The organism is Bradyrhizobium huanghuaihaiense (assembly GCF_025200885.1).
Classification (GTDB): domain Bacteria; phylum Pseudomonadota; class Alphaproteobacteria; order Rhizobiales; family Xanthobacteraceae; genus Bradyrhizobium; species Bradyrhizobium huanghuaihaiense.
The window spans coordinates 2,359,774-2,373,528 of the sequence record NZ_CP104172.1 but is presented as its reverse complement, the minus strand read 5'-3'; the positions used below and the strand labels follow the sequence as shown (position 1 = coordinate 2,373,528).

The 13,755-nt window shown below is 65.6% G+C and carries 16 protein-coding genes; 9 read left to right on the top strand and 7 right to left on the bottom strand.

Annotation, left to right across the window (positions count from 1 at the left end):
- Positions 1-54 precede the first annotated feature (54 nt).
- From N2603_RS11270 to N2603_RS11245, 6 genes are all read right to left on the bottom strand, one after another.
- Positions 55-744, bottom strand: a complete 690-nt coding sequence (locus N2603_RS11270; RefSeq protein ID WP_018641111.1) for a response regulator — start codon at positions 742-744, stop codon at positions 55-57.
- A complete protein-coding gene (locus tag N2603_RS11265) occupies positions 741-3,464 on the bottom strand; it encodes a sensor histidine kinase (RefSeq protein WP_260388781.1) in 2,724 nt (907 codons plus the stop codon). Before N2603_RS11265 ends, N2603_RS11270 begins: the two co-directional genes overlap by 4 nt.
- 40 nt (positions 3,465-3,504) lie before the next feature.
- Positions 3,505-4,110 carry a K(+)-transporting ATPase subunit C gene (locus tag N2603_RS11260; protein ID WP_260388780.1) on the bottom strand — a complete coding sequence of 202 codons (606 nt, stop codon included), beginning with the start codon at positions 4,108-4,110 and terminating at the stop codon, positions 3,505-3,507.
- A 112-nt stretch (positions 4,111-4,222) separates the two neighbouring features.
- Complete coding sequence (gene kdpB / locus N2603_RS11255; protein WP_260388779.1) at positions 4,223-6,337, bottom strand: potassium-transporting ATPase subunit KdpB; 2,115 nt, start codon at positions 6,335-6,337, stop codon at positions 4,223-4,225.
- Positions 6,338-6,377: 40 nt separating this feature from the next.
- The gene (kdpA, locus tag N2603_RS11250; protein ID WP_260388778.1) at positions 6,378-8,081 is read right to left on the bottom strand and encodes a potassium-transporting ATPase subunit KdpA; all 1,704 of its coding nucleotides are present in this window, start codon (positions 8,079-8,081) and stop codon (positions 6,378-6,380) included.
- A gap of 112 nt (positions 8,082-8,193) precedes the next feature.
- On the bottom strand, positions 8,194-8,283 hold the full coding sequence (locus N2603_RS11245; protein WP_018641117.1) for a K(+)-transporting ATPase subunit F: 90 nt from the start codon (positions 8,281-8,283) through the stop codon (positions 8,194-8,196).
- Between the two features lie 612 nt (positions 8,284-8,895).
- On the opposite strand from N2603_RS11245, the gene N2603_RS11240 reads away from it, so the two are divergent.
- From N2603_RS11240 to N2603_RS11205, 8 genes are all read left to right on the top strand, one after another.
- Positions 8,896-9,360 carry a hypothetical protein gene (locus N2603_RS11240; protein ID WP_260388777.1) on the top strand — a complete coding sequence of 155 codons (465 nt, stop codon included), beginning with the start codon at positions 8,896-8,898 and terminating at the stop codon, positions 9,358-9,360.
- Positions 9,361-9,382: 22 nt separating this feature from the next.
- Positions 9,383-9,661 (top strand): hypothetical protein, encoded by a 279-nt coding sequence (locus tag N2603_RS11235; protein WP_260388776.1) that lies wholly within the window; start codon positions 9,383-9,385, stop codon positions 9,659-9,661.
- A 132-nt stretch (positions 9,662-9,793) separates the two neighbouring features.
- Complete coding sequence (locus N2603_RS11230; protein ID WP_260388775.1) at positions 9,794-10,048, top strand: hypothetical protein; 255 nt, start codon at positions 9,794-9,796, stop codon at positions 10,046-10,048.
- A gap of 24 nt (positions 10,049-10,072) precedes the next feature.
- Complete coding sequence (dapA, locus tag N2603_RS11225; RefSeq protein ID WP_260388774.1) at positions 10,073-10,990, top strand: 4-hydroxy-tetrahydrodipicolinate synthase; 918 nt, start codon at positions 10,073-10,075, stop codon at positions 10,988-10,990.
- A gap of 27 nt (positions 10,991-11,017) precedes the next feature.
- The gene (locus N2603_RS11220; RefSeq protein ID WP_260388773.1) at positions 11,018-11,413 is read left to right on the top strand and encodes a hypothetical protein; all 396 of its coding nucleotides are present in this window, start codon (positions 11,018-11,020) and stop codon (positions 11,411-11,413) included.
- Between the two features lie 110 nt (positions 11,414-11,523).
- Entirely contained in the window at positions 11,524-11,712 is a 189-nt protein-coding gene (locus tag N2603_RS11215; protein WP_260388772.1) for a hypothetical protein, read from the top strand.
- Between the two features lie 17 nt (positions 11,713-11,729).
- Complete coding sequence (locus tag N2603_RS11210; RefSeq protein WP_260388771.1) at positions 11,730-12,116, top strand: hypothetical protein; 387 nt, start codon at positions 11,730-11,732, stop codon at positions 12,114-12,116.
- Positions 12,117-12,206: 90 nt separating this feature from the next.
- A complete protein-coding gene (locus N2603_RS11205; RefSeq protein ID WP_018641127.1) occupies positions 12,207-12,335 on the top strand; it encodes a hypothetical protein in 129 nt (42 codons plus the stop codon).
- Here the strand turns inward: N2603_RS11205 and N2603_RS11200 are convergent.
- Complete coding sequence (locus tag N2603_RS11200) at positions 12,332-12,913, bottom strand: TetR/AcrR family transcriptional regulator (RefSeq protein ID WP_260388770.1); 582 nt, start codon at positions 12,911-12,913, stop codon at positions 12,332-12,334. The genes N2603_RS11205 and N2603_RS11200 overlap by 4 nt on opposite strands.
- An 86-nt stretch (positions 12,914-12,999) precedes the next feature.
- On the opposite strand from N2603_RS11200, the gene N2603_RS11195 reads away from it, so the two are divergent.
- Positions 13,000-13,740, top strand: a complete 741-nt coding sequence (locus tag N2603_RS11195) for a crotonase/enoyl-CoA hydratase family protein (protein ID WP_260388769.1) — start codon at positions 13,000-13,002, stop codon at positions 13,738-13,740.
- Positions 13,741-13,755 lie beyond the last annotated feature (15 nt).

The following is a 13,755-nucleotide window of genomic DNA, read 5'->3' as shown; positions in this document are numbered from 1 at the left end:
GTTTTCGTAGGATGGGTAGAGCGAAGCGAAACCCATCCTACGCATTTTCCAAAGTCAATCCCCCGCCTTCAACCGGTAGCCGATCCCCGTCTCGGTCAGCACATATTGCGGACGCTCCGGATCGGCCTCGATCTTCTGCCGGAGCTGGCGGACATAGACGCGCAAATATTGCGCATCCGTCAGTTCGTCCCACAACTCCTTCAACAAGAAGCGATGTGTCAGCACCTTGCCGGCGTGCTGCACCAGCACGCGCAGCAAATCGTACTCCTTCGGCGAGAGTTTGACCTCGCGCTCGCCGACCTTGACGATGCGGCGGACGAGATCGACCGAGAGATCGCCGGTGCGGAACACCGGGCGCTCGCCCTGGACCTGGAGCTGGTGCCGCAGCGCGGCGCGCAGGCGCGCCAGCAGCTCGTCCATGCCGAACGGTTTTGTCAGGTAATCGTCGGCGCCGAGATCGAGCGCCTGCACCTTGCCGGCCTCGTCGCCCCGGCTCGACAGCACCACAATCGGCACGGCCTCGTTGCGGGACCGGATGGTCCGCAGCAGCTCATGGCCCTGGATGTCGGGTAGGCCGAGATCGAGGATGATCAGTGCTGGCCCTTCAGCGAGCTTTTCGAGCGCGGTCTTGCCGTTCGGTGCTTCCAGGATCTCATAGCCCTGCGTGGTCAGCCCCATCCGCAGCAGTTTGCGGATCGGCGGCTCGTCGTCGATGACCAGGACCTTGATGGCGGCGGCGCTCATGCGGCGGTATCCAATGCGTTGGTCTGGGCCGGAACCGGCAGACGGATGGTGAGGACCGCGCCGCGCCGGTCATTGCGGTTGGCGGCCGAAATCGTGCCGCGCATGGCTTCGACGAAGCCGCGGGAGATGGCGAGCCCGAGGCCCGTTCCGGGACGGACATGATCGCCCTTCTGCGCCCGGTAGAACTTGTCGAACACGCTCTCGAGCTCGTCAGGCGCAATGCCGTCGCCCTCGTCGGCAACCTCCAGCACCACCTGATCGCGCTCGCGTCGGCTCCGGATCGAGACGGTGGTGTCGGGCGGCGAATATTTCGCTGCATTGTCGAGCAGGTTGAACAGCACCTGCTCGAACAGCACGGCGTCCAGCTGGAGCATCGGCAGATCGGCGGCCAGCACCAGCTCGACCTTGTGCGCGGTCAGGATCTTGCTGGCACGGCGCAGCGCGCTGCCGATGATCTCGCCGAGATCGTGCAATGCGGTGTTGGGCACGATGGCGCCGGACTCGAGCTTGGTCATGTCGAGCAGATTGGCGATGAAGCGGTTGAGCCGCTCGGACTCGTCGATCACGGTGGCGAGCAGGTCGCGCTTCTCAGTGTCGGACAAGGCACCGGCGAGATCGCGCATGGTCGAGGCCGCGCCCAGCACGGAGGCGAGCGGCGTCTTCAGGTCATGCGAGATCGAGGTCAAGAGCGCCGAGCGCAGCCGCTCGGATTCGACGGTGCGCTTGACGCGATCCATGTCCTCGACCAGCAGCACGCGCTCGATCGCGAGCGCGCCCTGGTCGACCAGCGCGTCCAGCAGCCGGCGTTGATCCGGCGTCAGCAGCGGGCCGGTGCGGTCGTCGTCGATGCCGATGACGCCGATCGGGCCGCGCCCGGTGCGCATCGGCAGGAACAGCCGCTTTGCCCCCGGCAAGGTGTCCGAGCCGCGACCCGCCGTACGATCGTTGCTCCAGGCCCAGTTGGCGGCGGCAAGATCGGCCTGGTCAAGTTCATCCTCCGGCGGATAGCCGGATTTGACCGTCAGCAGGCCCTCTTCCGGCAGTAGCAGCACCACACGGACCTTCAGCATCAGCGCGATCTGATAGGCCGTCGCCCACAATACGTCGTCGAGGGTAGCGGTGCCGGCGAGCTTCCGGCTGAAGGCATAGAGCTGCTCGGTGGTCCTGATGCGGCCGATGGCGGTGTCGGCTTGCGTGCGCACGCGTCCCGCAACGTTCGACACCACGAACGCAATCAGCATGAAGAAGAAGAACGCCGCGACATTGGTTGGATCGGTGATGGTGAACGTATAGACCGGCGGCAGGAAGAAGAAGTTGTAGGCCAGCGACGCAGCAACACTCGCAAGCAGCGACGGCCACAGCCCGTAGCGCACGGCAACCGCCACCACCGCGGTGAGGAACATCAGGTCGACGTTCTCGACACCGAAATACGGTTTGATGGCCACGGCGGCAGCAAGGCCGGCCGCGGTGATCCCAAGCGCCTCCAGATAGGGACGCGCATCGAACGGCTCGGACCGCGCCGCGGTCTGCACCGCCGTCTTGGGCACCGCCTCTTCGGCGAGCTCGTCGCCCGGAATGACATGAACGCTGATATTGCCGGCGCGGCGCACCAGATCATGCACGACAGAGCCGCGCGTCATCTCGAACCAGCGCGAGCGGGTCGACTTGCCGATCACGATCTGGGTGACGTTGTTGCCGTGGGCGAAGTTGATGACGTCGTCGGCAATGCGGCGGCCGACGGCGGGAATGGTCAGCGCCTCGCCGCCCAGCGCCTCCGCGAGCCGCAGCGTATCGGCGAGGCGATCGCGCTCCTCGTCGGACAATTGCAGGGATCGCCGGGTCTCGATCGAGATCGCGGTGAAAGGTGCATGCAACCGATCGGCCAGCCGCTTGGTGTAGCGGACGAGGCCAGCCGCGCGTGGATCTTCGCTGACGCAGACGAGGATGCGCTCGCCCGCGGCCCAGGGGCCGGCGATCGCATTGGCCTGCATGTGGGTGAGCAACTGCTCGTCGACCCGTTCGGCCGTCCGCCGCAGCGCGAGCTCGCGCAGCGCGGTCAGATTGCCGGGCGAGAAATAATGCTCCAGCGCCCGCTCGGCCTGTTTGGGGACATAGACCTTGCCCTCTCTCAACCGCTGGATCAGATCGTCGGGCGTGAGGTCGATCAGCTCGATGGCATCGGCACGGTCGAAGACCGAATCCGGCACGGTCTCGCGCACCCGGACATGGGTGATCTGGGCGACGACGTCGTTCAGGCTCTCGATGTGCTGTATGTTGACGGCGGTGTAGACGTCGATGCCGTGGGACAGCAATTCCTCGACGTCGAGATAGCGCTTGGGATGACGGCTGCCCGCCGCATTGGTGTGGGCGAGCTCGTCGACCAGCGCGATTTGCGGCCGCCGCGCGATCACGGCATCGAGGTCCATCTCCTCGACGATCTGGCCGCGGTAATCGAGCCGCTTGCGCGGGACGACTTCGAGCCCGCGGACCAGCGCCTCGGTCTCGGCCCGGCCATGGGTCTCGACGAAGCCGACCACGACGTCGATGCCGGCCTTGCGCCTGGCGTGGGCGCTCTGCAGCATCTCGTAGGTCTTGCCGACGCCGGGGGCGGCGCCGACGAAGATCTTCAGCTTGCCGCTCGCGCTTTCCTCCCGGCGCGCAGCTTCCAGCAGCGCCTCGGGAGACGGACGTTGTTCGGGATCGCGGCGCTCTCGGACCATGTTGTCAATATAATCATCTGCGGACCGCGAGCCTAGACCGCTACTTGGCTGCGGCGCGATCCAGCGCGAGGTTCAGCGCCAGTACGTTAACGCGGGGTTCGCCGAGCAAGCCGAACAGACGGCCCTGGACGTTGGCAGCCACGATCTGCTTCACAGCGTCCTGCGGCATATTCCGGGCCTTGGCGACGCGCGGCACCTGGAATTCCGCGGCCTCCGGCGAGATATCGGGATCGACGCCGCTGGCCGAGGTGGTGACCAGATCGACCGGCACGGAAGCATTCGGATTTTCGCCCCTGAGCTTGTCCACATCCTCCTTCAGCCGGTCGGCCAGCGCCTTGCTGGTCGGGCCGAGATTGGAGCCGCCCGAATTGGCGGCATTGTAGGGCGCCGAAACCGTCTTGGTCGAATCATTCGGGTCTGGCGCCAGCGTCGCCGAGGGGCGGCCGTGGAAGTATTTGTCGTCCTTGAACTCCTGCCCGATCAGGGCGGAGCCGACCACCTTGCCGTCGCGCTCGATCAGGCTGCCTTGCGCCTGCGCCGGAAAGATCGCCCCGGCGATGGCGGTCATTGCGAGCGGATAGGCCAGCCCCGTGATGGCGGTGAGCACCAGCAAGAGGACGATGGCGGGGCGGATTTCTCTGAGCATGTATTTTCTCCGATTTCTTCCGTCATTGCGAGGAGCGAAGCGACGAAGCAATCCAGGGCTTTCGACCGCGGAGGCATCTCTGGATTGCTTCGCTTCGCTCGCAATGACGGGGTCAGGCCAAGTGTAGGGCAACAACGACGAGATCGATCGCCTTGATGCCGATGAAGGGAATGACGATGCCGCCAAGCCCGTAGATCAAGAGGTTGCGGCGGAGCAGCGCGCCGGCGCCGACCGCGCGATAGGCGACGCCCTTCAGCGCGAGCGGGATCAGCGCAATGATGATCAGCGCGTTGAAGATGATCGCCGACAGGATGGCGCTCTGCGGGCTCGACAGGTTCATGACGTTGAGCACGTTGAGCTGAGGGTAGAACGCCAGGAACATCGCCGGGATGATCGCAAAATACTTGGCGACGTCGTTGGCGATCGAGAACGTTGTCAGCGCACCGCGCGTCATCAAGAGCTGCTTGCCGATCTCGACCACCTCGATCAGCTTGGTCGGGTTGGAGTCGAGGTCGACCATGTTGCCGGCTTCGCGGGCGGCTTGGGTGCCGGTGTTCATGGCGACGCCGACATCGGCCTGGGCGAGCGCCGGCGCGTCATTGGTGCCGTCGCCGCACATGGCGACCAGCTTGCCCTTGGCCTGCTCGTCGCGGATCAGCTTGAGCTTGTCCTCGGGGGTTGCCTGCGCCAGGAAGTCGTCGACGCCGGCCTCCGCCGCAATCGCAGCCGCCGTCATCGGGTTGTCGCCGGTGATCATGATGGTGCGGATGCCCATGCGGCGCAGCTCGGCGAAGCGCTCGCGGATGCCGCCCTTGACGATGTCCTTGAGCTGGATGACGCCGAGCAGCTTGCCGTCCCTGGCAACCGCAAGCGGCGTGCCGCCGGCCTTCGAGATCTCGTCGGCAATGGTCTGGATCTCGCGGCCGACCTCGGAGAGCCCGCTGGGCTGAATGGCGCGCGCGGTATTGCCGGAGGCAACAGCCATCGGCGCGCCGCCGCCGACATAGTTCAGCATCGCATCGACAGCGCCCTTGCGCACCGACGAGCCGCCGGCATCGACGCCGCTCATGCGGGTCTGCGCCGTGAACGGGATGAAGGTGGCACCCAACTCGGCCATGTCGCGGCCGCGGATGCCGTACTTCTCCTTCGCCAGCACGACGATGGAACGGCCTTCCGGGGTCTCGTCGGCGAGCGAGGCGAGCTGGGCGGCGTCCGCCAGCTCCTGCTCGGTGACGCCGCGAACGGGACGGAACGCGGTCGCCTGCCGGTTGCCGAGCGTGATGGTGCCGGTCTTGTCGAGCAGCAGCGTGTCGACGTCGCCGGCGGCTTCGACCGCGCGGCCCGACATCGCCAGCACGTTGAATCGCACCAGGCGGTCCATGCCGGCGATGCCGATCGCCGACAACAGCGCACCGATGGTGGTCGGGATCAGCGTCACGAACAGCGCGACCAGCACGATCACCGAGATCGAGCCACCGGCATAGGCCGCATAGCTCGGGATGGTGACGGTCGCGAACACGAAGATGATGGTGAGGCCGGCGAGCAGGATGTTGAGTGCGATCTCGTTCGGCGTCTTCTGCCGCTCGGCGCCTTCGACCAGCTTGATCATGCGATCGATGAAGGTCGAGCCTTGCGCGGCGGTGATGCGCACGCGGATCCAGTCGGACAGCACCTGCGTGCCGCCTGTCACCGCCGAGCGGTCGCCGCCGGATTCACGGATCACGGGCGCGGATTCACCGGTGATGGCGGCCTCGTTGACGGAGGCGACGCCCTCGATCACCTCGCCGTCGGAGGGAATTGTGTCTCCCGCCTCGACCAGCACGACATCGCCGACCTTCAGGCTGGTGCCCGGGACCAGCTTGAAGGCCTGGCCGGCGCCGGTCAGGAGCTTGGCCTGGCTCTCGGTGCGGGTCTTGCGCAGCGATTCGGCCTGCGCCTTGCCGCGGCCTTCGGCCACCGCTTCAGCGAAATTGGCGAACAGCACCGTGAACCAGAGCCAGAGGATGATCTGGAAGGTGAAGCCGAGGCTCGCTCCGCCCGTGACGATGTCGCGCAGGAAGATCACGGTGGTGAGCGCGGCCACGATCTCGACCACGAACATTACGGGGTTCTTCACCATCAGCCGGGGATCGAGCTTGGTGAAGGACGCGCGGATCGCGGGGACCACGATCCTGGGATCGAGCATCGCCGACATCGGAGCGCGTTTTTGCAGTTTCATCGTATCCATGGAGGTCACTCCAGACAATCAGAGTCAGAACACTTGGCGATCAGAACACTTGGCCGGCGTTCATCGCGAGCTGCTCGACGATCGGGCCGAGCGCGAGCGCCGGGAAGAAGGTGAGGCCACCGATGATCAGGATCACGCCGACGACGAGGCCGACGAACAGCCCGCCGGTGGTCGGGAAGGTACCGGCCGACGGCGGAACCGACTTCTTGGCCGCGAGCGAGCCCGCGATCGCCATCGCCGGAACGATCATGAAGAAGCGGCCGACGAACATCGCGGATGCGAGCGTGAGGTTATAGAAGAAGGTGTTGCCGGTGAGGCCTGCGAAGGCCGAGCCGTTGTTGCCGGTCGCCGAGGTGAAGGCGTAGAGCACCTCGGTGAAGCCGTGCGGGCCGGCATTCGCCATCGAGGCGACCGCCGCCGGATAGACCACGCCGACCGCGGTCCAGCCGAGATACATCAGCGGCAGCACCAGGATCGCGAGCATCGCCATCTTGACCTCGCGCGCCTCGATCTTCTTGCCGACATATTCCGGCGTGCGGCCGACCATCAGGCCCGCGACGAAGATCGCGAGCACGACGAACAGCAGCATGCCGTAGAGGCCGGCGCCGACGCCGCCGATGATGATCTCCCCGAGCTGCATGTTGATCAGCGGGATCATGCCGCCGAGCGCAGTGAAGCTGTCATGCATGGCATTGACCGCGCCGCAGGACGCAGCCGTCGTGATCACGGCGAACAGCGAGGAGGCGACGATGCCGAAGCGGACTTCCTTGCCCTCCATGTTGCCGCCGGCAAGGCCCAGAGCGTGGAGCGTCGAGGTGCCGTTCGCTTCCGCCCAATAGGTCACAGTGACGCCCGCGACGAAAAGCACGCCCATCACGGCGAGGATCGCCCAGCCCTGGCGCTGGTTGCCGACCATGCGGCCGAACACGTTGGTGAGGCCAGCGCCGATCAGGAAGATCGACAGCATCTGCACGAAGTTCGACAGCGCGGTCGGGTTCTCGAAAGGATGGGCGGCATTGGCGTTGAAGAAGCCGCCGCCGTTGGTCCCAAGCATCTTGATCGCGACCTGCGAGGCGACCGGGCCGACCGCGATGGTCTGCTTGGCGCCTTCGAGCGTCGTCGCATCGACATATGGCCCGAGCGTCTGCGGAATGCCCTGCCAGACCAGGAACAGCGTATAGACGACGCAGATCGGCAGCAGCACGTAGAGCGTGGTGCGGGTGACGTCGACCCAGAAATTTCCGACCGTGCGCACCGAAGCGCGCGAGAAACCGCGGATCAGGGCAACTGCGAGCGCGATGCCGGTGGCCGCCGACAGGAAATTCTGGTGCGTCAGGCCCAGCATCTGCACGAGATAGGAGATCGTGCTCTCGCCGCCGTAGTTCTGCCAGTTGGTGTTGGTGATGAAGGAGATCGCGGTGTTGAAGGAGAGATCTTCGGCGACCGCGCCCTGCCCGGCGGGATTGAACGGCAGCATGGCCTGGAGCCGCATCACGCCGTAGATAATGAGGAAGCCACCGACATGGAACAGCAGCATGGCGACCGTATAGGTCAGCCAGTGCTGCTCGCGTCTCTCGTCGACGCCGGAAATCCAGTAGATGCCGGCCTCGATGGGGCGCAGCACCGGCGACAAGAACGAGCGCTCGCCGTTGAAGACGCGCGTCATGTAGCCGCCGAGCGGTTTTGTAAGCGCGACGATGATGACGCAGAAGAGAACGATCTGGAGCCAACCGATCACAGTCATGACATTAACCCTTCAGGCATTGTGTCCGGCGCAAAAGCGGCAGGAGCATCGCAAGCAGGCCGGCGACGAGCACAGCGTCCGCCAGCAGCAATTCGGCAAGCAGCAACACGGCTCAGAACCGTTCCGGCCGCAGCAGCGCATAGGTGAGGTAGACCAGGAGGCCAAACGAGACGGCGCCGGCGAGCGCATAATCGAAGATCATGGGGTGCTCCCTCACAACCGTTCGCAGGCGTAGGTGTAGCCGATCGCGAGGGCGAAGAAGACGAAGCCCAGCGCCAGCATCAGAACGTCCATCATGGCGATACTCCTCAATACGAGACGATATCCGGCATTGCCTGTCTCTGGATTCCCGGCAGGCCGCTTGCTGCAAGCAAATGCAACACGTGTCTCTCCCGGCCGGGAACTTCACCGCGCTGAAGTGCCATTGCGCACATAGGTTTTCGAGATGGGGCCTATGGCGACGTTATAGGAATCTCATAAAGGCCGGCACGTCGTGCCATCCATCATGTGACACCGACAACGCATTCCGGGAGCACGCGCTTTGCAAGCCGTGCAGCGACGCAATCCACCGACGCTCTTGCTTCTCGTTGGTACGGCAGGCGACGGCCAAGGTCTTTTCAAAACGCCCTGCCTCCATAGGCCTCCACCTTCGGCGGAGACGGCCGCCGCGAATCTGTCGGTCCTATCGGGAAGAATCCGGGCACTTATGAAATCCCTATATCTCTCGCCCGATCCCCATCTCGTTTTCAAACACCCTTCCAGCCATCTTGGAGAGGCCGGCCGACTGACCGACGCCAACTCCAGGAGGCCAGACATGACCGCCGTTCTCCGTCACAACGATCCACCATCGCTCAGTGCGCGCCTTCGTCACGCGCAGGCAATGACCCGGCCGTTGATGCTCGACATCATCCTAGCCTGCCGGCGCTTCCCGTCGCTCGGCCAGAGCGAACGCACCGCGCGCGTCATGCGCCTGATCGATGCGGAGGCCTGGACCGATGCGGCGCTGGCGCTGATGGAGCTCGAGCTGCCGGTGTGGCAGATCCGCCGCATCGCCTATGACGAGGGCGAATGGCACTGCGCGCTCTCGCGCGAGCGCGAATTGCCGGACTGGCTGGACGCGGCGGTCGAGGCGCACCATGCCGACCTCTCGCTCGCTTTGCTGTCGGCGTTCATCGAGGTGCAGGCGTTGGCCGTGGAGGTATCGCGGCCAAGCGTTCCCACTGTGCGCCCTGCCCCGGATTTGCTCTACGAGCCGGTTGCCTGCGAGAACTTCAGCTAAGCCGGCCGGACAGGTTCGCGCCTTGCCGCAATCGTCGAACACATCGCAGGCTTTGAGCCCGGCGCGGGTGATCGCGCGCTTTGCCGTGCGCGTCGTCCTGCTCGGAGCCTTTGCAGCGTTCGGCAGCATCGGCTTCGGCCGCAGCCTCGCCACCCTGCTCTTGATGTCGATCATCCTCTGCGCCGCCGTCGCGATCCTGCGGCGCGAGCAGCTGTTTGGCGCCTTCCTCAATCATTGGGACGAATGCGCAGCATTCGGCGCGCTGTTCGCGCTGGTTCATCTTGTCAACGCGCAAAGCTGAACAGGAAGCTTTATGAGCTTCCTATGAGATCGCCGCAGCGCCTCACTCGAAATCATATTCGCTTGAACAGATATTGATCGAACGGTTGCGGGCTCGCGCCCGCCGCCGCTGTCAATCGGAAGGATTATGTCAATGAAGCTCGTCGAACCTCCCTCTTGCAGTTCCCCTTCAACCATCGTCTTCATCGGCCGCAACCGCAGGGGGCAATGGGTCGCGCAGGAGCAGAACGGCCTCTATGGCGGCCTGTTCGTCAGCCGCGCCCAGGCGGTCAAATACGCGCTGTTCGAGAACGGACAGCATCCCGAGACCATCGTCGAGCTGCCGCGCGAGATCGAGCTCGACATGGGCAAGCGCCCCGACATCATCGTCTCGCAGCGCGCCGCCTGAGCCGGCGCCAACAGGCGACATACCATGTTCATCCCGCCCTCAGCCTGGTTCACCGGCTTCATTCCGGACCTGCCGACACCGTTCGACGCGGCTGACGCGATCGATGTCGAGGCGTTCGCCGCGCTCTGCGAGCGCCAGGTCGCAGCCGGTGTGCCCGCAATCGTAGTCTGCGAGACGGCCGGAGAAGCGCCAACGCTCTCCCCGGCCGAACAGGAGCTCGTCATCCGCACCGCGGTCGACGTCGCCCGCGGCCGCGTGCGGGTCATCGCCGGCGCGGTGTCGAATGCCACCAGCCACGCCATCGCACTTGCGCGGCGTGCGGAGGCGGCCGGCGCCGACGCCGTCATGGCGGTGGTACCCGCCTACAACAAGCCGATGCAGGAGGGCATGCTCGCGCATTTCCGCGCCATTGCCGACGCGATCGGCCTGCCCGTGATCCTGCACGACGTTCCCTCCCGCACGCTGCGTCCGCTTGCCGACGAAACGCTGCTGCGGCTCGTCGAGTCCCGCCAGTTCGTCGGCCTGTGCGACGCAAGCGCCGACATCACCCGCCCGATGCGCCTGAACCGGCTGCTGCCGGCCGGCTTTCGCCTGCTCTCCGGCGACGACGTCACCGCCTTCGGCACTATCGCGAGTGGTGGCGACGGCGCGATCTCGGAAGTCTCCAACATCGCCCCCGATCTGTGCCGCATGATCTTCTCGCAAGTCAGGCAAGGCCGCCTGCAGTCGGCACGTTACCTGCACAAGCGCCTCATGCCACTCATCACCTGTCTCTCCAAGGACAGCCCTGCCCCGCTCAAGAGCGCGCTGAGCGTGCTGGGCCTGATGTCGCCGGCGACAAGGCTGCCGATCGTGCCGCTGGACGCGGCCGCACAGAGGGAGGTGGTGCGCGCCTTCGCCGCGATCGCTGACGAGGAGCTGATCGACAGCGTCGGCGCCTGACACCTCGCGCAGTCGTTCGGATCTCGCATGCCTCCATCAGTCGAAGACCATCACAGGCTGCTCCGCGCCTGGCAGCTGGCAGTGCTGCGCTTTGCCGTGACGCGAAGCGAGTCCGACCGGGTCAATGTTACCGCGCTCGCGGCCGAGCTCGACCGTCTCGGCGGCCGGCGCAGCGGCGAGGATTCGCTGCACTTCTTCCGGCGCACCAGCTCCCATCTCTGCGCCGCCATCTGCGGCCAGCGGCAGGACGCGGAAGCAACCCTGGACTGTTTCTGCAAGCAGATCGACGAGCCGCGGCTACGGCTTGCTTTCGCCGCCGCCGTCGGGCTCGCGCGATCGAAGCCGGCACGATCCAAACCGCAACCGAAACGCGACCCGAACCTCTTCAGAGGACTGCCGGCGCGGCCGCCGGCGCCTTTATGACTTTCCTATACGGCGGCTGTGGCGGTCACCTCGCAATCCTACGCAGCGATGGCCATCATACGAGACAGATCGGAGCGGCCGTCTCGCCGCACCGGATAAGGACTGAGAAAATGTCGATCCTGACACATGGCCTTGACCGCCCCTTCGAACCCGAACGTTCGGCGCGCATCTCCGAGACGCGCAAGACGCAGCTCAGAGGTTTCGCCCTCGGCGCACTGACGCTGCTCTCGATGGGGAGCGTGCTCACCGCGCTGATCGCGCTGAGGACCGCAATCTATGTCTGGCACATGCACGGCTGACCCGCAGGGAGGCCCCTATGACCTTGCAGATGTGTGAAGAGGCCGCCATGGCCGCAATTGCCCTTCAGGCCTCGCGTCGCCGCCCCGACACCAGGCAAGCGACAGCGCTCAGGCCGCTCGATCCGGATGTCGTCAGTGCCGCCATCCCCGCCTTCTTCATTGGGCGCAACCGCGCGGGCCTCTGGGTGGCGCGCGAAGCGAATGGACGCATCGGCGGCCTGTTCCTGTTCAAGAGCTCGGCGGTGGATTTCGCCAAGCAGCAGAACGCGCCGGCGCGCTGCGCCCTGGTATTCCCTGTCGAGACCTTCGAGCTCGACATCGAGAACCGCGGCAATCCGCTGATCGTGCTGGCGGAGGGAGCTAGGCGGTTCCTCGCGCGCACGATCACGAGGCAATCGACATGATCGAGCTCAAGATCGCCATCCTGGTTACGCTGATGGGTGCATTGCTGCTCGGCATGCGCGTCGGTGCAACGCTCGCCCCGGACAAGTAACGTGCAGCTCCTGAAGGGAAATCTCGAGCACGCCGTCACCACGACCATCCTGACCATGACGCTGAGCCTGGTCTGGGGCGCGGTCCTGACGATCGTGATCACGCTTGTGGCCCGTGGGCTCGGCGTCTAGCGCCCCGTCTCGGTCTCGATCAGCCGTGCCAGTTCTGCCGCGGTGACCTCGATCGGCCGGCCGCTGCGCTCGACGCGGGCCTGGATCAACGCGCCCTGGAGCGCCGACGTGCAAAGCACGGCAAGCGATTCCGCCCGCGGCCTTGCGAACCCATCCGCAATCAGCCTGTCGCGCAGCAGTGCGATCCGTGCCGCATAGGCCTTGCGGCCGGCCTCCGCGACCGCACGTTCGCGCGGCGCCAGCTCGAGCAGCACGGTCGTGATCGGGCAGCCGTTGCGGAAGCCGGAGCCCCGCATCCATCCCGCCAGCATCCGCGCATGGGCACGCAAAAGCTCGGCGGTCGAACCACACTCCTCCGCGAGCCCTGCGACGGTCGCAGCCACGCGGCGGCCTGCCTCCTCCACCGCCGCCACCGCGATCGAGGATTTTCCATCCGGAAAGTAGTGATAGAGCGAGCCCTTCGGCGCGCCGCTGACATCGACGATGTCGTTGAGGCCGGTGCGGGAATATCCGTGGCGGCGGAACAGCGTCACCGCGGCATTGATGATGGGCTGGCGATGCTTTGGCACGGCCGGCATGGCGCTCTCCTTCCGGTCAAAAATTATATTGATTGGTCTACATCAGCCTCCGACAGTCAAGGCATGACAACGGCAGGGAGAGGCAGATGTCTGAGGGAGTGACCTACGAGCTCAACGACGGCGTGTCCCGGATCGTCCTCGACGACGGCAGGGTCAATGTGATGTCGGCCGCGACGCTGGGCGGCATCGGCGCCGCCCTCGACGTCGCCGAAAAGGAAGCCGAGATGGTGGTGCTGCGCTCGGCCCGGCCGGGCATCTTCTCCGCCGGATTCGATCTGAAAGTGTTCGCCTCGGGCGATGCCGCCAAGAGCCTCGAGATGGTCCGCGCCGGCGCTGAGCTTGCGCTGCGGCTGATGGCATTTCCGCATCCGATCATCGGCGTGATGGAGGGCCATGCCTATCCGATGGGGACCTTCCTGCTGCTCGCCTGCGACGTCAGGCTGGGCGCGCGGGGGCCGCACCGCATGGGACTGAACGAGGTCGCGATCGGCATCGCACCGCCGAGCTTCGCCATCGAGCTCGCACGGAGCCGCCTTCATCCGGCCTGGCTCAGCCGCACTGCGACGCTGGGCGAGATGTACGAGCCCGACGATGCGCTCACGGCAGGCTTCCTGGATCGCGTGGTTGCGCCGGAGGCCGTCGACGACGCCCTCGGGGAAATCGTCGCGGCCTTGCGCGCGATCCACAAACCGTCGCACGCGACCGCAAAGAAGCGCCTGCGCCAGGGGGCCATGGATGCCATGCGGGCGGCGATCGACCGTGAATTGACCATGGCTGCCTATGAGGCAAGCAACCGGGCGCGCAGAGCGGTCGCGATGCCGGCCTGAGGCCCCGTATCCCGC